This window comes from Nocardia sp. AB354, from assembly GCF_049538315.1.
GTDB classification, from domain to species: Bacteria; Actinomycetota; Actinomycetes; order Mycobacteriales; family Mycobacteriaceae; genus Nocardia; species Nocardia nova.
Window position 1 is genome coordinate 320,133 of the sequence record NZ_JBMVFU010000004.1, and the last position, 20,384, is coordinate 340,516.

The 20,384-nt window shown below is 66.0% G+C and carries 18 protein-coding genes; 8 read left to right on the top strand and 10 right to left on the bottom strand.

All coding sequences use genetic code 11. From position 1 onward, the window contains the following. Nucleotides 1-23 precede the first annotated feature (23 nt). The 8 genes from ACPCUW_RS08305 to ACPCUW_RS08340 form a co-directional block, all read right to left on the bottom strand. The gene (locus tag ACPCUW_RS08305) at nt 24-1,193 is read right to left on the bottom strand and encodes an MlaD family protein (protein ID WP_063025995.1); all 1,170 of its coding nucleotides are present in this window, start codon (nt 1,191-1,193) and stop codon (nt 24-26) included. Further along, nucleotides 1,190-2,284: an MCE family protein gene (locus tag ACPCUW_RS08310; RefSeq protein WP_064906259.1), complete on the bottom strand. Its 1,095-nt coding sequence runs from the start codon at nt 2,282-2,284 to the stop codon at nt 1,190-1,192. Before ACPCUW_RS08310 ends, ACPCUW_RS08305 begins: the two co-directional genes overlap by 4 nt. Beyond that, nucleotides 2,281-3,369 (bottom strand): MCE family protein, encoded by a 1,089-nt coding sequence (locus ACPCUW_RS08315; protein WP_063017374.1) that lies wholly within the window; start codon nt 3,367-3,369, stop codon nt 2,281-2,283. Before ACPCUW_RS08315 ends, ACPCUW_RS08310 begins: the two co-directional genes overlap by 4 nt. After that, nucleotides 3,366-4,373, bottom strand: a complete 1,008-nt coding sequence (locus ACPCUW_RS08320) for an MCE family protein (RefSeq protein WP_423424196.1) — start codon at nt 4,371-4,373, stop codon at nt 3,366-3,368. The genes ACPCUW_RS08315 and ACPCUW_RS08320 overlap by 4 nt, the downstream gene beginning before the upstream one ends. Then, nucleotides 4,370-5,401 carry an MCE family protein gene (locus tag ACPCUW_RS08325; RefSeq protein ID WP_423424198.1) on the bottom strand — a complete coding sequence of 344 codons (1,032 nt, stop codon included), beginning with the start codon at nt 5,399-5,401 and terminating at the stop codon, nt 4,370-4,372. Before ACPCUW_RS08325 ends, ACPCUW_RS08320 begins: the two co-directional genes overlap by 4 nt. Further along, entirely contained in the window at nt 5,401-6,903 is a 1,503-nt protein-coding gene (locus ACPCUW_RS08330; RefSeq protein WP_063017380.1) for an MlaD family protein, read from the bottom strand. The genes ACPCUW_RS08325 and ACPCUW_RS08330 overlap by 1 nt, the downstream gene beginning before the upstream one ends. An 82-nt stretch (nt 6,904-6,985) precedes the next feature. Continuing rightward, nucleotides 6,986-7,849, bottom strand: a complete 864-nt coding sequence (locus ACPCUW_RS08335; RefSeq protein ID WP_030514081.1) for an ABC transporter permease — start codon at nt 7,847-7,849, stop codon at nt 6,986-6,988. A 4-nt stretch (nt 7,850-7,853) separates the two neighbouring features. Next, nucleotides 7,854-8,672 carry an MlaE family ABC transporter permease gene (locus tag ACPCUW_RS08340; RefSeq protein ID WP_030514080.1) on the bottom strand — a complete coding sequence of 273 codons (819 nt, stop codon included), beginning with the start codon at nt 8,670-8,672 and terminating at the stop codon, nt 7,854-7,856. Nucleotides 8,673-9,213: 541 nt separating this feature from the next. Between ACPCUW_RS08340 and ACPCUW_RS08345 the strand changes: the two genes are divergently transcribed. The 8 genes from ACPCUW_RS08345 to ACPCUW_RS08380 all read left to right on the top strand — a co-directional run bounded on the left by ACPCUW_RS08345 (nt 9,214) and on the right by ACPCUW_RS08380 (nt 17,955). After that, entirely contained in the window at nt 9,214-9,885 is a 672-nt protein-coding gene (locus ACPCUW_RS08345) for a hypothetical protein (protein WP_030514079.1), read from the top strand. 172 nt (nt 9,886-10,057) lie between these two features. Further along, nucleotides 10,058-10,570 carry a DUF6764 family protein gene (locus tag ACPCUW_RS08350; protein WP_423424262.1) on the top strand — a complete coding sequence of 171 codons (513 nt, stop codon included), beginning with the start codon at nt 10,058-10,060 and terminating at the stop codon, nt 10,568-10,570. A gap of 163 nt (nt 10,571-10,733) precedes the next feature. After that, nucleotides 10,734-11,900 carry a serine hydrolase domain-containing protein gene (locus tag ACPCUW_RS08355; protein WP_063017402.1) on the top strand — a complete coding sequence of 389 codons (1,167 nt, stop codon included), beginning with the start codon at nt 10,734-10,736 and terminating at the stop codon, nt 11,898-11,900. Nucleotides 11,901-11,953: 53 nt separating this feature from the next. Beyond that, on the top strand, nt 11,954-13,357 hold the full coding sequence (locus ACPCUW_RS08360) for a cytochrome P450 (RefSeq protein WP_423424200.1): 1,404 nt from the start codon (nt 11,954-11,956) through the stop codon (nt 13,355-13,357). 352 nt (nt 13,358-13,709) lie between these two features. Next, nucleotides 13,710-14,609: a L,D-transpeptidase gene (locus tag ACPCUW_RS08365; protein ID WP_030514075.1), complete on the top strand. Its 900-nt coding sequence runs from the start codon at nt 13,710-13,712 to the stop codon at nt 14,607-14,609. Nucleotides 14,610-14,850: 241 nt separating this feature from the next. Continuing rightward, complete coding sequence (locus ACPCUW_RS08370; protein WP_423424202.1) at nt 14,851-15,777, top strand: carbohydrate ABC transporter permease; 927 nt, start codon at nt 14,851-14,853, stop codon at nt 15,775-15,777. Further along, the gene (locus tag ACPCUW_RS08375) at nt 15,774-16,616 is read left to right on the top strand and encodes a carbohydrate ABC transporter permease (protein WP_423424203.1); all 843 of its coding nucleotides are present in this window, start codon (nt 15,774-15,776) and stop codon (nt 16,614-16,616) included. Before ACPCUW_RS08370 ends, ACPCUW_RS08375 begins: the two co-directional genes overlap by 4 nt. 19 nt (nt 16,617-16,635) lie before the next feature. After that, nucleotides 16,636-17,955, top strand: coding sequence for an ABC transporter substrate-binding protein (locus ACPCUW_RS08380; protein ID WP_227463101.1), 1,320 nt, complete (start codon nt 16,636-16,638; stop codon nt 17,953-17,955). Here ACPCUW_RS08380 and ACPCUW_RS08385 read toward each other — a convergent pair whose 3' ends face one another. Beyond that, on the bottom strand, nt 17,956-19,986 hold the full coding sequence (locus ACPCUW_RS08385; RefSeq protein WP_423424204.1) for a M13 family metallopeptidase: 2,031 nt from the start codon (nt 19,984-19,986) through the stop codon (nt 17,956-17,958). Further along, complete coding sequence (locus ACPCUW_RS08390; RefSeq protein WP_423424206.1) at nt 19,987-20,376, bottom strand: DUF397 domain-containing protein; 390 nt, start codon at nt 20,374-20,376, stop codon at nt 19,987-19,989. It abuts the gene before it with no gap. Nucleotides 20,377-20,384 lie beyond the last annotated feature (8 nt).

Consider the following 20,384-nt stretch of genomic DNA (forward strand, 5'->3'; position numbering starts at 1 on the left):
CCGTATGTTTCGGGCCACTCTACTTACCGCACCGGCTTCGGGGTCCGAGCGTTCGGATCGGCACCCGACGGCATCTGCGCTCCGTTGTTCGGAACGTCGGGCCGCGGCGCGTTCGCCGAACCACGAATCTGCTGGTCCGGAGGTGCGTTGGTGCAATAGTTGTACTTCGGGAACGTCCCGTCGGTCGCGACATACGGTGCGACCGGCGCGTGCGAGTACTGGCAGAACGGGCGCGGCCAGATATCGAGGATCGTATAGAACTCTCCGTCGTGGGCCGGCACCCCCATCGCCGAACTCCCGACGACCAGCGACGGGAACAGCGCCCGCAGCGCCGGCAGCCGCAGCTGCGCCGCCTTGGTGACGGCCACGAAGTTGGTCGCGAGGCTGGTGATCGGATCGGTGGTCTCGTCCAGCGTGGCGCCCAGCGACTTCATCTGCGCCGGGGCCTGGTCCAGCACCTTGCGCAGTTCGTCGTTGGCGTTGTTGAACTGGGTGAACAGCGTCGACGAGTTCTGCGTCAGGGTGCTCAGATCGGGCTGCGCGTTCGACGTAGTGGACGCGATGGTGCGCAGGTTGGTGAGCAGGTTGGTGGTCTGCGGCAGCAGATTGTCCAGACCGGCCGTCACCAGGCTCAGCGCATCGACCATGTCCCGCAGCTGATCCGGTCCGCCGCTGAGCGCTGTGTCGAATTCGGTGAGGATGGTGCTGAACCGGTCCGGGTCGATCTGGTCGAAGAACCCGCTGGCGTTCTCCAGCACCGCCGACACCGGCGTCGGGGTCTGCACCTTCTGCGGGTCGAACGGGATCACCGAACCGTCGGTGAGGTACGGACCCTTGTCGCTTTCGGGCTGGAAGTCGATGTACTGCTCACCGGCGGCCGAGAGGGCGTGCACGACGACCTGCGTGGCCTTCGGAATCTTGTACCGGGTGTCGATCTGGGCCTCGGCCGCGATCGAGGCGCCGCGATTCGCCAGCTTGATCGAATTCACCTTGCCGATGCGGAATCCGCGCAGCGTGACATCGTTGCCGGGCTGCAGACCGCCGGAGCGGTCGAGCGCGACCGTGACCGTATAGGTGCTGCGCAGCGGATTGATCCGCATCACGCTCACCGCCAGGTACGTCGCGCCCACGACGAAGGCGATCACCAGTCCGATCGTGGACAGCAGCAGTTTGTGTCGCAGCAGCCAGCTCATCGGTGGCCCCCTGTCACTCGGCCGTAGACGATCTGCAGCACCTGGATCAGACTGCCCGCCATGTCCTGCAGATCGCGCAGATCCCAGAACTTGCTGTGCGGCGGGTCGGTGAGCAGGCCGATGTCGAGCTGGGTCAGGGTCGCGGCGACGGCTAGGGTGTTGCCCTTGAACGAGGCGTCGACCTTCGGCCGGATCTCGTGCAGTGCGTCCAGCGCCGGACCCAGGTCGTTGCCGGCTCGCGACAGCGCGTCCATCAGCCTGTGCACGTTCTCGAGCAGACTGGCCAGCTGATCGTGGCTGGTATCGGCGTAATCGCCGAGCGCCGCGCTGGTGGTGGAGATCTTGCCGAGCAGATCACCGATCTGCTTGTTGTTCTCCGCGATGGCGCCGATCATCTGCGGCAGCGAATCCGCCACCTGACCCAGCTGGTCGTGATTGGCCTCGATGGTGTTGGTCAGCGCGTCGAAGCCGTTGAGCGTGCTGTCGATGCGCTCGCTGTTGGCGTGCAGCGTGGTGACCACACTCGTCATCTGCTTGATCAGGCTCGCGAGCTGATCGGGCCGGCCGCCGACGATCGAATCCAGTTCCGAGGTCAGCTTGGTCAGCGCGGCCACGCCGCCGCCGTTGAACAGCATCGAGACCGAGAGCAGCAACTCCTCGACGGTGGCGCCGGCCGAGGTGTGGTCGATGCCGATGGTGTCGCCGTCCTTCAGCATCGGCGTGGTCTCGTCGGACTTCGGCTTCGACAGCGCCACGAACACATCGCCCAGCGGAGTGGCCTGGCGCAGTTCGGCGGTGGAATCGCGCGGCAGCGTGATGTCCTTGCGGACGTTCATGTCGACGATGGCTTGATAGTTCTTGGTCGCGATGTGGGTGACCACACCGACATCGGAACCACCGATCTTGACCTTGGCCTGATCGGGCAGGTTGAGCGCGTTGGCGAAGATCGCGTGCAGGGTATAGGTCTCACCGGACTGCCCCGGTTTGGGCAGCGGCAGACTCTCCACGGTCAGACCGCAGCCGGAGGCCGCCACGGCCGCCGAGACGCCGAGTGCCAGCCAGGTGCGCCGCAGGCGCGTCGATACCGTCATTTCGTCAGTCCCAACAGTGCGGCGGACAACCCGAGGTCGGGTCCGAAATCCTCGATCTTGCCGGTCCGGCAGCCGTCGGCCCTCATCTGAATGCGTTCACAGAACAGGCTGACGATCTCGCCGGACAGTGCGGTGCCGAGCACCGCGTGCAGGCGGACGAAGCCGCGGTTGCGGTCCATCGAACGGTCCAGGTTCTGCAGCAGCAGCGGCGCCACGTCGACGGTCTCGACCACGCCGGCCGCGTTCTGCCGCAGCTGGTCGGTGACCTTGGTGAGCCCGGTGAGGCTCTCCGACAACTGGCTCTGGTACTGGCTGAACACGCCGCTGGTGTTGGCCAGGAAGTCGTTGAGCTGATCCAGCGTGGCCTGCAGACCGGGCGCCTGCTCGGCCAGCAACGACGACATCTGGGTGACCTTGTTGCTGAACTCGCGCACCGACTGGTCGTTGTCGGCCAGCATCGAGGTCAGCTCGTTGAGCTTGATGATGATGGTCGAGATGGCGTCCTTGTTGTCGACGCCGACCTTCAACGCCCCCGACAGCGCGTTGAGCGTGTCGCGGATCCGCTCACCCTGGCCGTTGACCATGTCGTAGAGCAGCGTGCCCGACAGCGGTCCCTGGCTCTGGCCGGGCGCCGGCTTCAGCGCGGCGGTGAACTGGTCGATGGTTTTGATCATCGTGTCCAGTTCGACCGGGGTGCGGGTCTGCTGCACCGTGAGGTGCGTGTTGTCCGGCAGCTTGGGGCCGCCGGTGTAGCGCGGGGTCAGCTCGATGTGCCGATTGGTCACGATCGAGGGCGACACGATCGCCGCCGTCACATTCTTCGGGATGTCCACGTCGTGGTTCACCGTCATGTGCACCTCGACGAACTCACCCTTGGGGATGATCTTGTCGACCTTGCCGACCTCGAGCCCCAGCACGGTGATCGGATTGCCCTCGAAAACGCCGGCGATATTGCGGAAATCAGCGGTGATGTGGGTCGACCCGCCCACCGCGTTCTGCACCGATCCGCAGCTGCCGGCCACCAGTACGGCCGCGCCGATCGCGACCGTCTTGGTGGCGCGGGCCAGCCATTTGTTCAGGATCATCCCTGGCACCCCTCGATCACTCGCGCGAAGCACAACCAGTTGTCCGGGAACAGCCACGGCACACCGACCTCACCGTAGGGGCCGTTGCCGAACACATTGTTGAACTGCCGCAGCGACGCGGGCATGATCGTCAACAGTTTGTCCAGGTTGTCCTTGTTCTTCTGCAGACCCTGGGCCATGGTGTTCAGCTGTTCGATGGTCGGGCCGAGCTGGTTGTTGTTCTCCGCGCCGATCTGCTGCAGTTGCTTGGTCAGGGTCGCGGTGTTGTTCAGCAGTTGCTTGAGCAGCTCCTGGCGTTCCATCACCCGGCTGGCGATGGCCTCGCCCTGGGTGATCACCAGCAGCAGGCTGTTGCGGTTGTCGCCGAGGATCTTGGTGACCTTGTCCAGATCCTTGAGCAGACCGTCGACCTGGTCGCGCCGATCGTTGATGGTCTTGGCGAGCGCGCCGACGCTGTCGAGCGCCTGCGCGGTCAGCTGCGGCGAACCGTCGATCTGGTCACCGAGCACCTTCAGCGATTCGGCCAGCTTCTCGGTGTCGAGCGCCTCGAACTTCGGGGTGCCGATCTGCACCACGTCGGCCAGGTCGTAGGGCACCTTGGTATTGGACTTGTGAATCCGGTTGCCCGGCAAGCCCTTACCGTTGCCCGGGTCGAGATCGACGTAGCGCGCACCCAGCAGCGTGGCCATCTTGATGGAGGCACGGGTATCGGGGCCGAGCTTCACGTCGTTGTTCACGTGCAGGGTGATCAGCACGTGGTCACCCTCGAGTTTCGCTCCGGCCACCGTGCCGACCGGCACACCGGCGACGTTCACCTTGTCCCCGGTCTGGACGCCGGCCGTCTGCACGAATTCCGCCTGCACGTCCTTGGTGCCGACGCCCAGTTTCTTGTAACTGCTGGACACCACGAGCAGCACCACGATGAGAACGGCGCCGATGACGCCGAGCCAGAAGAAGCGGTTGCTCTGGAAACGATTCCTGATTCGCGTACCGAAGGTCGTCATGGGCGGCACACCGCCGAGTGGTTGGGTCCGCCGATCTGGCTGACCAGACCTCGCGGCAACAGCACCCCGTACAGCGAGACGTCCAGCGTGCACAGATACGCGTTGGCGTAGGCGCCGTCGGAGCTGAACTTACCGACGTTCGCGAGGATGCCGGGCAGGTCGATCGCGGCCTGGTCCAGCTTGGAGCCGTTGTTGATCAGCATGGTCAGCGCCGCGGTGCTCGAGTTCTGCGCGGCCGCGATCTTCGGCTGCACCTGATCGACCATGTTCACCAGAGAGGAAGTGGCATTCGCGATCTGGACGGTCGAAGCCTGCAGGGATTGTCCCTGCTCGTAGAGCCCGCCGATCAAGGCACGGGTCTGGGTCACCAGTGTCTCCAATTCATCACCTCGTTTCGCCAGTCCCGACATCACGCCCGACAGTTTGGTGATCACGTCGGCCAGGATGACGTCGCGTCGCTGGAAGTCACCGGCCAGTGCGGCGGCCTGGGTGATGAACGAGCTCAGCGAAACACTGTCGCCCTGCAGCGCCTGGATGAAGGTGTTGGTCAGGTCGTTCACCTGCTGGGGTTGCAAGGTTTCGAACAGCGGCTGAAAACCGTTGAGCAGACCCGAGATATCGAACGAGGGCTCGGTGCGCTCGACCGGGATGGTCGCGTTGTTGCGCAACGCCGAATTGTCGCCCTTGTTGCCCGGCGCCAGCGCCACATAGCGCTGGCCGATCAGATTCTGGTACCGGACAAGGGCTTTGGTGTTGCCGTACACGGTCTGATCGCTCTGCACGATGAACGACACCTTGGCCTGGTGCTGTCCTTCGACCTCGATGCCGGTGACCTTGCCGACGCGCACGCCGGCCATCCGGACGTCGTCGCCCTCCCGTAGGCCCAGCACATCGGTGAAGATCGCCGAATAGCTGTGGGTGGAACCGTTCACGGTGCGCGCCAGCGTATTCCAGATGACCACGGTCACCAGGATCGAGACGAGGGCGAAGATACCGAACCCGATCAGCGGTTTGCGAATTCCTCTCATCAGCTGGCACCGCTTTCGGAAACTTGCAAGGTTCCACCCCTCAGGATCGAGCTCAGCAGCAGATATTCGGCAGTCGTCGGATCCCGGCCGAGCAGCGCGCTCATCGCGTCACGTCCGGTGTAGTAGGCGATCGGCCCCGCAGTGGGCTTCTGCCCGTCCGACGCCGGAGCAGCGGCCGGAGCCGGCTGCGGCGCGGGGGCCGCGGGCGCACCCGGCAGGCCCGGCAGCTGCGGGAACAGACCCTCCAACGGAGTTCCGGCGAACGGGTTGCCCGGCTTGGGCGCCTGCTGCGGAGCCGCCGTCTGCGCGGTGTCACCGGTCGTGACGCCCGGGATGGCGGGCAGGCCCGGCATCGGCGGCAGCTTCGGCAGTCCCTGCGACGCGTCCAGCGTGCGCGGCTTCAGCGCCGGTGTCGGCGGGCCGATATCGGAGACCACCGGGGCGGTGCCACAGCTCGGCCCCGCCATGTCGCCGTAGCGCGGGCAGTCGGACCGGTCGTACGGCTTGTACGGCGTGAAGGTCAGGCCCGCGTTCCAGATCATCTGCTGCTGCGGACCCCAGTGGAAGGTGGTGCTCAGCTTGCGGACCGACGCGTTCAGGTTCGCGATGGCCTGCGGGATCGCGTCGGGGTCCTCGGTGAGCGCCCCGAACATGTCGCCGGTGCCCGAGGTCAGCTGCTTACCGACGTCGGGGTTGCGGGCGAACAGGTTGTTGACCTTGTCGATGGTCGCCGAGGTGCCGGTGATGAGGCCGGCCAGCTCGCTGCGCTTGTCGGCGATGGTCTGCGCGGTCTTCACCGATTCCGACAGCGTCGTCATCAGATCCGGCGCGGACTGGTTGAGCGCGTGGAACGAGGCGGAGAAATCGTTCAGCGTGCCTTCCGGATCCGGCACCGCGGCGCGGACCTGGGTGAACCAGTTGTTCAGCCGCTCGACGGTGGAGCCGGGTACCCGGCCGCTGCCGTCCAGCGCATAGGACAGGGTGCTCAGCACCCGGCCCAGCTGCATGGGGTCGATCTTGTTCAGGATCGTGCGGACCGTGGTGAGCGTGTCCTGCAGCGCGATGGTGCCCTGGCTGTGGTCCTCGGCGATCTGCGAGCCGGCCTTCAGCGAGGCGTTGTCGGGACCGTTGTAGACCAGTTCGACCGAGGTGACGGCGAACAGGTTGCTGGGGACCACGCGAGCGGTGACGTTGGCCGGGATATCGGAGATGTAGTCCGGCTTCATATTGATGTGCACCTGCTGCAGCTCGCCCTTGGCGGCCACCGACACATCCTTGACCGCGCCGACCAGCACGCCGCGGAACTTCACGTCGGCCTGGGCGGGCAGGCCGTCGCCGGTGGTGGTCAGATTGGCGGTGACCTCCACCTTCGGATTGAGAATGTAGCCCTTGTAGCGGGCCATCAGCAGCGTCAGCGCGGCGGCGATGACGACGATTCCGCAGACGCCCGCGATGAGCAGCTGCCGCATCGTCGGTCCGCGGCCACTCGGATCGATGATCATATTCAGGCCCCTGTATCCATGCGGGACACCCGCACCCGGTCGGCCCGGCGAACGGGCTTCGCATTGTGATTCACCGGTCCTCCTATCCCGAGATCCTGATGCCCGGGTTCACGCCCCAGATGGCCAGCGTCATGAACAGGTCGGCGAAGACGACCGCGATGATGCAGAGCTTGATCGCCCGGCCCGCGGCCACACCGACGCCCTCGGGACCACCCGAGGCGAAGAAGCCGTAGTAGCACTGGATGAAGGTCGTGATCGCCACGAAGAGAATGGCTTTCAGCAACGACCACAGCACGTCGTGCGGTACCAGGAATTGATAGAAGTAGTGCTGGAAGGTGCCCGAGGCCGTGCCGCCGATGAACCCCACCGTGATGGAACACGACAGGTAGGCGACCGGCAGCGCCAGGCAGTACAGCGGCACGATCGCGATCATCGCCGCGATCATCCGGGTGCTGACCAGATAGGGCAGCGGCCGGATCGCCTGCGACTCCAGCGCGTCGATCTCCTCGGCGATGCGCATCGAACCCAGCTGGGCGGTGAAGCGGCAGCCCGCCTGTGCGGCGAATGCGAGGGTGGCGAGCATGGGCCCGAGCTCACGCGTGGTCGCGAAGGCGGAAATCGCACCGGTCAGCGGGCTCAAGCCGAGCAGATTCAGCGAGGTGTAGCCCTGGATGGCGACGGTCATACCGCCGAAGGCACTGAGGATCAGAACCACGCCGATGGTGCCACCACCGACGATCAGGCTGCCGTTACCCCAGGTGACGTCCGAGAGCAGCCGCCAGACTTCCTTCGGATAGTGCTTGAGCGCCAACGGCATCGAGCCGATCGAGCGCAGGAAGAAGAAGACCTGGTGACCGACCCGCGCGAGCCAGTCCCGCGGGGCGCCGGCGGAGCTGCGGATCCGCTGCAGGGGCCGCAGTAGCGGCGGAACATAAGTTGACGACACCGGCTCAAACCATCTGTGGGGGGAACAGGGCGTTGTAGATCTGCGTGATGATCAGATTCGTGCCGAACAGCATCAGCGCGGACAGCACCACGGCGGTGTTGACCGAGTTCGCGACACCGCCCGGGCCGCCGCGGGTGTTCAAGCCCGAATCACACGCGATGATCGCGGCCAGCAGGCCGAAGATCAGCGATTTGATCAACGCCACCAGCAAATCGCTGGTCACCGCGAACGACGCGAATGTGCCGATATAGGAGCCGGGGGTGCCGTTCTGGGCGAAGATGTTGAAGATGTAGCCGGTCAGGAAGCCGACGAAGATCACGAAGCCGCACAGCAGCACCGACACCAGCATGGCGGCGCCGAGCCGGGGGGCCACCAGCCGGCGCATCGGGTCGACGCCCATGACCTTCATGGCGTCGATCTCCTCGCGGATGGTGCGGGAGCCGAGGTCGGCGCAGATGGCCGAGCCGACGGCGCCGGCGATCATCAGCGAGGTGACCAGCGGCGCACCCTGCTGAATGATGCCCAGCCCGTTGGCCGCGCCGATGAAGGAGGTGGCGCCGACCTGCTGCGCGACCGAGCCCACCTGAATGGAGACGATGACGCCGATCGGAATTGCGACCAGCAAGGTGGGGGCCGCTGCGACGCTGGCCATGAATGCGCACTGCCGCACGAATTCACCGAACGGGAAGCGACGACGGAAGATGGCGACGAACAGTTCCGCGACCGCCGAGAAGCCCATCGTGATCTGTCGACCGAAGGTCTCGAGAGACCGCTTGGGATGATCCTGCCAGTACGCCTTCGTCCAGTCCGCCGCGGCACTCATTCTCGATGGTGAACTAATTGCCCCCGACCCGTCCGGACCGTTGGTGACTTGCACTGGCTACCCCTCTCGACGCCGGTTACCCGCCCCGACGACTGTTTCGCTTGAGGCACCTTACTACGGAGTTAGGAAAAACACACCACAAAGTGTGGCTGTGGTCATAGACCCAGATCACGTTGGTTCCGGGCCTGTGATCGGGCGCACCCGACTGGTATCGATCACAAAGAACACGACCATTTCCTAGAACACGTTCTAGTTTACTGATCGAATGTCCAACTCGAGATCCGATACCTGTTTTATCGGATTAAAATTCTCGTTATTAAGATTTGCCCCGAATACTGACGAAAGCCTATAGCGAGTACCCGCGAAACAGCGGTCGTCGTGAGCAGGTGTCGCATCTCGTCGGCCTCGCACGTGTCGTCGCGCGGCCACGGCATCGATCCAGCAAACTGCATGCGCATACCGGGCGCGTTCGGGCCCGACAACTGCAAGGATGTAGTACGACAAGGCTGATATCGTGCGGACTTCCGACGTCTGGAGGGAAATGTTCAACAAACTCGTCAGGGCGGCTCATGCCGCCTTCGCCGTAGCTCTGGGCGCGGCGCTGCTCGGGACGGGCGCGGGGGTCGCGCAAGCCGGTCCCGGATCGCCGGTGATCGGCGGCGGCTCCGGCATCATCATCGACAACCAGTTCGAGTGCACCGTCACGACCATCGGGCACGACGCCGGTGGCCGCCTGGTCGGCCTGACCGCCGGTCACTGCGGCGAGGCGGGTTCCGAGGTGTGGTCCGAACAGGACCGCGGCGCGGGCGTGATCGGACATTTCGTCTATTCCAACCACGACCTGGACTATGCGGTCATCCAGTTCGATCCGGGTCACGTCACTCCGGTCAATCGCATCGGCAATGTGACGATCACCGGGATCGGGGCACCGGCCCAGTTCCCCAGCATCATCTGCAAGGAAGGCCGGACCACCGGTAACACCTGTGGCCTGGCCTTCGGCGACGTCTTCCAGACCGACGAGACGTGGGCCGAGATGTGTGTCGTCGAGGGCGACTCCGGCGCCCCCGTCGTCATCGGCACCACTCTGGTCGGCATGGTGAACGCCTATCTGGCGGTGGCCTGCTTCGGGCCCGAGGTCGGCACCAACATGTCGGCGATAGTCAACGACATGAATGCGCACGGTGGCGCCGGGGCGGGCTTCGCGCCGATCTGATCGGCGGCACGACGACCCTTGTAACGGGCGGCGATTCGGGTATCACACCGGAGTCGCCGCCCGTTTTCCGTGCCCGGGGCGGGGTCGGCCGCGCGGCGCGGATCGGGTCGGCCGCCGCGGGGTGCGGTTATGGTGAGGGCTGCCGGCCCGAAAGGAGCACTCCGTGAAGGTGATGAGCGCGATTACAGGGTGGGCCGTCGCGGCCGGGGCCGCGGTGTGCTGGGCCACCGGCACCGCCTCGGCAACCGCCGTGCACTGCGATGCCGACCGCAACCGCGATACGACGATCGTCGCCGGTGCCACGGCGTGCCGGGCGATGGGCGACGATTCCGGGCACGCGCGGTCGGCGGGAATCGATGGCGTCGGCTATGCCAAGGCAACCGCGGGTGCGGTCGCCCTCGGCCTGGGCGCCGGCGGCGGGATCGGGGCCAGTGAAGGCGCCGCCGGACTGCCGGTCGCGGTCGGTATGGGCCCCGACGCCTTCGCCTTCACCTCCCTCGCCGCGGAGGATGTACCCGGCCGGATCGGACTCTCCTTCGCGATGAACGGCTCGCAGGCGCAGGTGGTCTCGGGTGAGCGCAGCACGGTCTGTCTCGGCTCGGCGGCGCTGGCATGGGATTCCCGAACCGGCGCGCTCTGTCTCGCGACGCCGATCGGGATGTGGCAGGTCCCCGCCGCACACTGAGCACGAGTCCCGGGCTGTCCTACCCTGGCGGGTAGGGGTAACGACGCCGCGGCATGCGGCGGCAGGAGGTCGACACACGGTGGATTCGGCACGATCGGAGCAGGCAGCCGAGGCGGAAGCGGCGCGGGTGGCGCAGGCCGCCGAGACCGACGACGCACCGGAGATGGTCATCGACCCGCGATTCGTGCCGGTCGTGCACCATTTCTTCCGGCTGTTCCCGCGACCCAACCGGGGCGGGGGCGCCTTCGCGATCTTTCTGCACGGGCAGCCCGTCGTCGATGTGTGGGCCGGATGGTCGGCGCCGGACCAGCGCTGGCAGTCCGACACGGTGGCGTTGAGCTTCTCCACCGGCAAGGGTGTGGTCACCACGGTGCTGCATCGGATCGCCGAACGCGGACTGGTCGATTACGACGCCCCGGTGGCCGAATACTGGCCGGAATTCGCCGCGAACGGCAAACAGGACATCACCGTGCGCGAGGTGCTCACCCATCGCGCGGGACTGCACAAGGTGCGCGGCCTGGCCGCCGACGCCGACGGCATTCTCGACTACGACGCGATGATCGCGGCGCTGGCGGCCGCCGAACCGGATCCGCGCCGGTTGCAGGGGTCGGGATATCACGCGGTCACCTTCGGCTGGCTGGTCGCCGAAATCGTGCAGCGCGCGACCGGCAAGCCGTTCACCGAGGTGTTGCGGCACGAGATCGCCGAACCGCTGCAGACCGAGGAGTTCTGGTACCGGGTGCCTGAATCCGAGCGGCACCGCATCGCCCGCACCTTCCCGCGGTTGCGAATCCCCGGACTGCGCTGGGATACCGCCTCGAAGGTCATCGCCCGCAGCCGCACGGTCGGTGCGATCGCCGAGGCCGGGATGCCGGCCGGTTTCGATGTGCTGGTCGGCGATCCGCGCGTCCACGACTCGGTGATGCCCGGGTTCAACGGGGTGTTCTCCGCTCGTGCCCTGGCCCGGATGTACGGCGCCCTGGCGAATGAAGGCCGGGTGCTGCTGCCGGACGAGACCTGGAGCCAACCGCTGCTGCGCCCGGAAACCATCGAGTACGTCAACCATGTGCAACGCAGCGAACATCGCGACTACGTCATCGGCGTACCCGTACCGTTCACGCTGGGATACCACCGGCCGCCGATTGCATCCCGGCGTCCGCTGCGCCGGGCGTTCGGCCACTACGGCGTGGGTGGTTCCGGTGCGTTCGCCGATCCGGAATCGGGCATGTCGGTCGCCTTCGTCACCAATCGGCTGGGTAATTCGCTGAATACGATCGGCGACGGGCGCCTGGCCCGATTGGCCGCGGAGGCCCGCGCGGCACTCGGCTGACGGCGGCGCGCGGGGGCTTCGAACCCGGGGCCGGGCTGTCTCGTGTGCTGGGTATGCGCGCAGCAACAGCAGGCCGGGACCGCACGCCGCAGATTTCCGGCGAACGGGCCGCGCCCCGGCAGCCGCGGTGGGTCGCGGCGCACGCGCTGGCGGCCGGAATCGATTTCGATCGGTACTTCCGGCTGCGTCGCGCGTGCGACGGCGACCCGTTTCTGGTCCGCTTCCCGGGATTCGGCGCGGTATTGTTCACAGGAACACCCGGTGGCACAAAGGAATTACTCCGGTCGCCGATCGGAATTCTGCATCCGCCGCAACCGAATCCCATTGAACCGCTTATCGGTTCGGCCTCATTGATACTCGCTCGTGATCAGCGCCATCGCAACGACCGCACTGTGCTGGCGCCCGCATTTCATCGCGCCCGAATTGCGCAGTACGGCACGGTAATTCGGGACAGCACTCGCGACGAGCTCGTCGGTGCCGGCACCGGTCCGGCGTGGCTGCCGGGGACGGTGATCGATGCGCGGGTGGCGGCGCGAGCGCTGACGCTGCGGGTGATCCTCACGCTGATCTTCGGCGCCGACGACCCGCTCCGGCGTGACACCTACACCGCGGCGGTCGGCGAATTCCTCACCGCCTTCACCGGACCGCTGATGCTGGTGCCCGCCTTGCGGCGCAGCGCATTCGGCATGTCGCCGTGGGGCAGATTCGCCCGGGCGCGCACCCGGCTGGACGCGTTGCTCGACGCCGACATCGGCGCGCGGCGGGCTGCCGGTACGCCCGATGACGGCGCGCTGGGCGTGCTGTCGAGCGCCCGCTACGAGGACGGCAGCGGGGTGAGCGACGCCGATCTGCGCGAACAACTGCGCACCCTGTTGGTGGCCGGTCACGAAACCACTGCCACGAGTCTGGTGTGGGCGCTGTTCCGGCTACACCGCGACCGCGGCGCGCTGGCCCGGCTGCGCGCCGAACTGAGTGCCGTTGGGCCCGACGCAGATCCCGAGGAGCTGGCCGGTCTGCCGTATCTGAATGCCGTATGTCAGGAGACGCTGCGACTGCATCCCCCGGTGCCGATCGTGCTGCGGCGGTTGACCGGACCGCACACGGTGTGCGGAGTGGAATTGGCCGAAGGGGACACGATGGGGGTCGCGATTCCGCTCGTGCACTCGGATCCCGGTACGTGGGACGAGCCCGAGCGGTTCCGGCCGGAGCGGTTCCTGGACCGCCGGTACGGGCCGTTCGAATACCTGCCCTACGGCGGCGGCCATCGTCGCTGTCTCGGCGCCACCCTGGCCGACTACGAACTGCGGATCGCGCTCGCCACCATCGTTTCCCGAGTCGAGCTGTCGCTGCTCCCGCGCTATCGTCATGGCCGAATTCCGCGCTCGGTGCCGCACAACATCGCGACCGGTCCACACCGCGGAATCCGATTCACTGTGGAGGGAATCCGCCACCCGTGAGGTGATTTGTCTCACAATGAGGTTTGCTGGGTATCGATCCGGCTCTCGTCCGCCCGTCCGGACCCCGAATCCGACTCGCCGATGCGAACGGGACTTTCACCCTGTCACCACTACGCCGGCGACCCGTGGTGACGCATCACACACGCGCGATGCGGACTTCATAACTGCCGGAACACAATTGGCCGATGCCCGCGAGAGATGTAGTAATGGATGCCGGGCCGGGGCCTGATTGACCATTCGCGCACCCGCGCGCGAATATTCCTGTGCGCCGTGGCGCGCGATCTAGGTGGGAGAGGACGAAACGGCTGTGCGCACCACAACCTGTCGGAAGCCCGTTCGGGACGAGACCAGCCTGTCCAAGCGGACCGGCCTGTTAGCCCTCGCGGTGACCTCCCTGGCGGTGACCGCCGCCGGTGCCATCGCGATGGCGCCCGCCTCGGCAGCGCCGCTGTGGCCCGGTGGACCCGACGTTCCCGGCGCTCCCGCTGTCGTGCAGGCGCCGCAGCCCGAACCCGGTGCCGCGCCGGTGAAGAACCCGCCGCCGCTGCCGCAGGCGAATTTCGCCGCGCCGAGCATCAGCCCCGGCGACGGCGACGTGGTCGGCGTCGCGCAGCCCATCATCATCAACTTCAAGGATCCGGTCGGCGACCACGCCGCGGCGGAGAAGGCCATCCGGATCACCTCCAGCAATGCCACGCACGGCCACTTCTACTGGCGCGGTGACAAGCAGGTGCGGTGGCGGCCGGAGGAGTTCTGGCCCGCCAACTCCGACATCACCGTCGAGGCCGGCGGCACCAAGGTCGCCTACAAGGTGGGCGATGCGGTCGTCGCCACGGCCGACGACGCGACCCACATGATCACCGTCACCCGCAACGGCGAGGTCATCAAGACCATGCCGACCTCGATGGGCAAGAAGGACCACGAAACCCCCAACGGCACCTACTACGTCGGGGAGAAGAACCGGAAGATGATCATGGACTCCTCGACCTACGGGGTTCCGATCACCGATCCGCAGGGCTACAAGCTCGAGGTCGAGTACGCGACCCGGCTGTCCAACAGCGGCATCTTCGTGCACGCCGCCCCGTGGTCGCTCGCCCAGCAGGGTGTGTCCGACTCCAGCCACGGCTGCCTCAACGTCAGCACCGAGGACGCCCAGTGGTTCTTCGAGAACGCGCAGAAGGGTGATCCCGTGGTGGTGACGAATTCCACCGGAAACTTCAGCGCAGGCGACGGTATGGGCGACTGGAGCTGAACCGAAACGCTGTTCGGTAGCGGCCCCGGAGCGAATGCGCTCCGGGGCCGCTGTCGTTGCCGCCCTTCACCGCACGGCGCTGTCGCCGATTCCCGCCGCCGGACGCGCTCGGCCACTTAGTATTCGGCGCATGACCCGGGTGTCGGAGACCACGCTCCCCGACGGGAGTTCGCGCACACCGTTCAGGCGCCCGGCGTCGGGATTTCACCGCGTGTTCGCACGAGAGCGGCAGGCTGCGAACGTGCGTCGACGGCCCGAACGGGTATTGCCCTCGAACCGGGCACGCGGGCTGCGCCACCGCCCGTGGGGCGACTACGGGCTGTTCCTGGTGCTGGTGGTGCCGAATCTGGTGCTGCTCGGGCTGTTCGTCTACCGCCCGCTGGTCGACAACATCCGGCTGTCGTTCACCGACTGGAATCTCGCCGAACCGTTCGCCCACTTCATCGGAGTCCGCAACTACCGCGAGTGGTGGACGCGGGCGGACACCTGGCAGATCGTCGGCAATACCGTGATCTTCACCGCCTTCGCGGTCGGCGGCAGTATGGTGCTGGGCCTCGCGCTGGCGCTGCTGCTGGATCGGAAACTGTTCGGGCGCAATGTGGTTCGCTCGGTGATCTTCGCGCCGTTCGTGATCTCCGGCGCGGCGGTCGGGGTGGCGTTCCAGTTCATCTTCGATCCCGGTTTCGGCCTGGTGCAGGACCTGCTGCATCGCGTCGGCATCACGAACGTGCCGGATTTCTATCAGGATCCGCACTGGGCGCTGTTCATGGTGACGGTGACCTACATCTGGAAGAACCTGGGCTACACCTTCGTCATCTATCTCGCCGCACTGCAGGGTGTGCGGCGAGAACTGCTGGAGGCGGCCGCGATCGACGGCGCCGGACGCTGGACCACCTTCACCCGGGTATTGCTGCCGCAGCTGCGGCCGACGACGTACTTCCTGTCGATCACGGTCATGCTGAATTCACTGCAGGTCTTCGACATCATCAACGTGATGACGCGCGGCGGACCACTGGGCACCGGGACGACCACCATGGTCTATCAGGTCTACCAGGAGAGCTTTCGCAATTTCCGTGCCGGATACGGTGCCACGGTCGCGACGATCATGTTCATCGTGCTGCTGGTCATCACGCTGATTCAGGTGCGAGTGATGGATCGAGACGAATGACGAGCACTCGGAAACGCCTGGCGGCGACGGTTTTCGGTTACGCGGCGATGGTGTGCGTGCTGATCGTCGTCGGGGTGCCGCTGTTCTGGATTCTGATCACCTCGTTCAAGGCGCGGCCCGATATCTATACTCAGCCGGCGGTGTGGTGGCCGCGCAGTTGGCATCCGGAGAACTATCACGAGGCGACGACCACGTTGCCGTTCTGGACGTTCCTGCGTAATTCGCTGATCGTCACCGCCGTGGTCTCCGCGGTCAAATTCGCGCTGGGCGTCTTCAGCGCCTACGGACTCGTCTTCCTGCGCTTTCCGGGTAAGACGCTGATCTTCCTCGCCGTCATCGCCGCGCTGATGGTGCCCAACCAGATCACCGTGATCTCCAACTACGCCCTGATCGCCCAGGTGGGGTGGCGCAATACGCTGCCGGGCATCATCGTGCCGCTGTGCGGCGTGGCGTTCGGCACCTTCCTGATGCGCAACCATTTTCTCTCCCTGCCCGTTTCGGTGATCGAGGCGGCCCGCATCGACGGCGCGAACTGGTGGCAGCTGCTGGTCCGGGTGGTGCTGCCCATGTCCGGCCCGACGATGGTGGCGTTCGCGGTGGTTACGCTCGTCAACGAGTGGAACGAATACCTGTGGCCGTTCCTGATGGCCGACGATGCCGGCGTCGCGACCCTGCCCGTCGGATTGACGCTGCTACAGAACACCGAAAATCCGAGCGTCACCAACTGGGGGCCGGTGATGGCCGGAACCCTGCTGACCATGCTGCCGATTCTGGTGGTGTTCGTGCTGCTGCAGCGGCACATGATCAAGGGCCTCACCACCGGTGCCGTCAAAGGCTGATTCGCTCGAGGAGAGTGCCGTGACCCGACCGCGCACACTGACCCGCCGCGGATTTCTCATCGCCGCCTCGGCGGCCACCGGTTCGGCCCTGTCAGCGTGTGCGGGGATGGGCGGCAGCACCGGAGCCGGCGGCGACCCGAACACGATCATCTTCTGGTCGAACCATCCGGGCACCTCGAAGAATCAGGAAACCGAGTTGATCAACCGGTTCCACGCACAGCACCCCGAGCTGACGGTGAAGCTGGTGGACGCCGGGCGCAACTACGAAGAGGTCGCGCAGAAGTTCAATGCCGCGCTGACCGGCGGCGCGCTGCCGGATGTCGTGGTGCTCTCGGACGTCTGGTGGTTCAACTACGCACTGAACAAGGCCATCGAACCGCTCGACGAACACATCGCCGCCGCGGCGGTACCGCTGGCGGACTACGTCGACAGCTTCGTGGACGACTACCGGTTCGACGACAAACTCTGGGCTCTGCCGTATGCGCGTTCGACGCAGATCTTCTGCTACAACCGCGGCCTGTGGGCCCGAGCCGGACTGCCCGACCGTGGCCCGCAGAGCTGGCAGGAATTCGACGAATGGGGCCCCGAACTGCAACGCGCCATCGGCGCGGGGAAGTGGGCGCACGGCTGGGGTGATGCCAAGAACTACCTGGCCTGGACGTTTCAGGGACCGAACTGGACCTTCGGTGGCGCCTACTCGGATCGGTGGACACTGAAGTTCTCCGATCCTCGCACGGCCGAGGCGGGAAACTTCCTGCGCGACATGATCAATCGCAAACGCTACGCCGCCATCCGCCCCCAGCTGGCCGTGGATTTCGGCACCGGAGTGGTGGGGTCGGCCATCACCTCCACCGGCGACATCAAGGGCATCGTCGCCAATGCGGCGGGCAAGCTCGACTTCGCCACCGCGTTCCTGCCGCATCCGAACGGGCCGGGATGCACCACCGGCGGTGCGGGGCTGGCGATTCCGTCGCGCATCTCCGACCAGCGCAAGGCCAATGCCGTGCGCTTCGTCGAGTTCATTACGAATCCGGTGAACACCGCCTACTTTTCGCAGGCCACCGGCTACATCCCGGTGCGCAAGTCGGCGGTCCGCGATCCGTCGGAACAGCAATTCCTCGCCGCCAACCGCAATTTCGCGACCGCCGTCGATCAGCTGCCGCTGACCCGCTCACAGGACTATGCCCGGGTGTTCCTGCCCGGCGCCGATCAGATCATCGGCACCGGGCTGGAACAGATCGGACTGCAGAACCGGGATGTGAAGTCGGCCTTCGCCGATATCACCGATCGCCTGCAGACCATCTACGACCGGCAGATCGAACCGAAGCTGCCGCGCTAGCTACCAGATCCGCACGCGCTCGGTGGGTTCCAGATACAACGTGTCACCCGGTTCGACACTGAACGCCTCGTGGAAACCGTCCAGATTGCGGACCACACCGTTGCACCGGAACTCCGGCGGAGAATGCGGGTCGACGGCCAGCCGGCGAATCGCCTCCTCGTCGCGCGCCTTGGTCCGCCACACTTGCGCCCAGCCGAAGAACACTCGCTGCAGGCCCGTCAGGCCGTCGATAACCGGCGGCTCGGCACCGTCGAGGGCGATCTTGTAGGCCTCCAACGCGATCGAGAGCCCGCCGAGGTCGCCGATGTTCTCACCGATGGTGAATTCGCCGTTGACGGTGTGACCGGGCAGCGCCTTCGGTTCGAACTGGTTGTACTGATCGATCAACGCCTTCGTGCGCTTACCGAACTCGGAGCGATCGGTTTCGGTCCACCAATCGACCATATTGCCGTCGCCGTCGTATTTACTGCCCTGATCGTCGAAGCCGTGGCCGATCTCGTGCCCGATCACGGCACCGATGCCGCCGTAGTTGGCGGCGTCGTCGGCGTTCATGTCGAAGAACGGCGGTTGCAGAATCGCCGCGGGGAACACGATCTCGTTCATGCCCGGGTTGTAGTAGGCGTTCACCGTCTGCGGCGTCATGAACCATTCGCCACGATCGACCGGACCGCCGAGCTTGTTCAGATCGCGGTCGTGGTCGGCGGCGTAACCGCTGCGGTAGTTCTCCACCGGATCGGCGGGATCGACACGGACCGCGGAATAGTCGCGCCAGGTGTCGGGGTAACCGATCTTGGGGGTGAAGCGCTCCAGCTTGGCCAATGCGGCCTCACGGGTCTGCGGGCTCATCCACTCCAGTTCGCTGATGTTGCGGCGGTAGGCCTCGATCAGATTCGCCACCAGCTCCTGCATGCGCTGTTTGGCCTCGGGCGGGAAATGTTCGGCGACATAAATTTTCGCCACCGCTTCGCCGAGCAGATCCTGCACCAGCGATACGCCGCGCTTCCAGCGCTCGCGATTCTCCTGGGCGCCGGTGAGGGTGCGACCGTAGAAGTCGAAGCTCTCCTCGACCACGGCGGCGGTCAGGTACGGCGCTCGCGCCCGCAGCACCCGCCAGCTCGCCCACGCCTGCCAGTCCTCGAGCGGCTCCGCGGCCCAGACCTGCGCGAAGGTGCGCGCGTAATCGGGCTGGCGCACAATCACTTCGGCGAACAACTCGGGTCCCGAGGCCGAGACGCCCTCGGCCAGCGCGTGAGTCCACGCGGCCCAGTCGAATTCGGGATTCGCGGCGGCGAGGTCGGCGAAAGTGGTGAGGTTGTAACTCAATTCGGCGTCGCGGCGGCGCACCACGTCCCAATGTCCGGCGGCCAGTTTGCGTTCCAGTTCGAAGACGCGCTGCGGGTCGTAGTCGATCGCGGCCAGCTGGAACATGCGCCGGATGTGCTCGACGTATTTGGTGCGGATCTCGGCGTAATCGTCGTTGCGGTAATACGATTCGTCCGGCAGCCCGAGTCCGGACTGGGTCAGGTTGATCAGATAGCGCTGCGAATTCTTGTCGTCGGTATCGACGTAGGCGCCGACCGCCCCGCCCACACCGGTGCGTTGCAGCCGGCCCAGCAGCGTGGCGAATTCGGCGCGATCGCTCACCTCGCGCACCGCCGCCAATTCCGCGGCGATCGGGGTGAGCGCGGCGGCCTCCACCGCCTCCTCGTCCATGAAGCTGTTGTAGAGATCGGCGATCTTGCGCGCCTCTTCCTCGTCCGGCACCGAGGCCGCGGTTCCGGCCGCCAGATCCTGGATGATCTTCTTGACATCCAGTTCGGCCTGGTCGTAGAGGGTACGGAACGCTCCGTCGACCGCGCGATCGGCGGGAATGTCGTACGTGTCCAGCCATTTGCCGTTGACGTGCGCGAACAGGTCGTCCTGCACCCGCACAGCGTCGTCGCGATAGGTCAGATCGATGCCCGAGGGAGTCGTCACGTCGAAAGTCACGACCTCCAGTATGCCGACGACGGCGGCGCGCCGCCGCCGCATTCACCCCTGCGCGGCGGTCGCCACCGGGATGCGGTCGAATTCCCCGTCACGCGCGCCGGCCATGAACGCCTGCCACTCGCCGGGGGTGAAGGACAGCTCGGTGGTGCCGTGGACCAGTTCCGCGGCGCCGTCCGCGGCCGGGCGAACGTGCAGGTCACCCTCGCTGCCACCGTGCACGACCGTGCGGAGGAATGCCATCCAGGCGGGCGCGCCGACGGTGATCACCGGCTCGAGTTCGGGGCTGTTCGCGGGGTCGCGGCGGTATTTGCTGTCGCGGATCAGCACCGCGTCACCGTCGAACCGCACCTCGACACACTGATTGCCGTTGTTGGTGCGCGTGGAGGTGAACCAGGACGTGATCTCCGGCCGGTACCTCGCGGGGGTGGGCATGGGCAGGA

Bases quoted from the DNA above. Each gene is read 5' to 3' on its own strand.
- ACPCUW_RS08305 (WP_063025995.1), bottom strand. From the start codon at position 1,193: ATGAGCTGGCTGCTGCGACACAAACTGCTGCTGTCCACGATCGGACTG.
- ACPCUW_RS08310 (WP_064906259.1), bottom strand. From the start codon at position 2,284: ATGACGGTATCGACGCGCCTGCGGCGCACCTGGCTGGCACTCGGCGTC.
- ACPCUW_RS08315 (WP_063017374.1), bottom strand. From the start codon at position 3,369: ATGATCCTGAACAAATGGCTGGCCCGCGCCACCAAGACGGTCGCGATC.
- ACPCUW_RS08320 (WP_423424196.1), bottom strand. From the start codon at position 4,373: ATGACGACCTTCGGTACGCGAATCAGGAATCGTTTCCAGAGCAACCGC.
- ACPCUW_RS08325 (WP_423424198.1), bottom strand. From the start codon at position 5,401: ATGAGAGGAATTCGCAAACCGCTGATCGGGTTCGGTATCTTCGCCCTC.
- ACPCUW_RS08330 (WP_063017380.1), bottom strand. From the start codon at position 6,903: ATGATCATCGATCCGAGTGGCCGCGGACCGACGATGCGGCAGCTGCTC.
- ACPCUW_RS08340 (WP_030514080.1), bottom strand. From the start codon at position 8,672: ATGAGTGCCGCGGCGGACTGGACGAAGGCGTACTGGCAGGATCATCCC.
- ACPCUW_RS08345 (WP_030514079.1), top strand. From the start codon at position 9,214: ATGTTCAACAAACTCGTCAGGGCGGCTCATGCCGCCTTCGCCGTAGCT.
- ACPCUW_RS08350 (WP_423424262.1), top strand. From the start codon at position 10,058: ATGAGCGCGATTACAGGGTGGGCCGTCGCGGCCGGGGCCGCGGTGTGC.
- ACPCUW_RS08355 (WP_063017402.1), top strand. From the start codon at position 10,734: ATGGTCATCGACCCGCGATTCGTGCCGGTCGTGCACCATTTCTTCCGG.
- ACPCUW_RS08360 (WP_423424200.1), top strand. From the start codon at position 11,954: ATGCGCGCAGCAACAGCAGGCCGGGACCGCACGCCGCAGATTTCCGGC.
- ACPCUW_RS08375 (WP_423424203.1), top strand. From the start codon at position 15,774: ATGACGAGCACTCGGAAACGCCTGGCGGCGACGGTTTTCGGTTACGCG.
- ACPCUW_RS08385 (WP_423424204.1), bottom strand. From the start codon at position 19,986: ATGCGGCGGCGGCGCGCCGCCGTCGTCGGCATACTGGAGGTCGTGACT.
- ACPCUW_RS08390 (WP_423424206.1), bottom strand. From the start codon at position 20,376: ATGCCCACCCCCGCGAGGTACCGGCCGGAGATCACGTCCTGGTTCACC.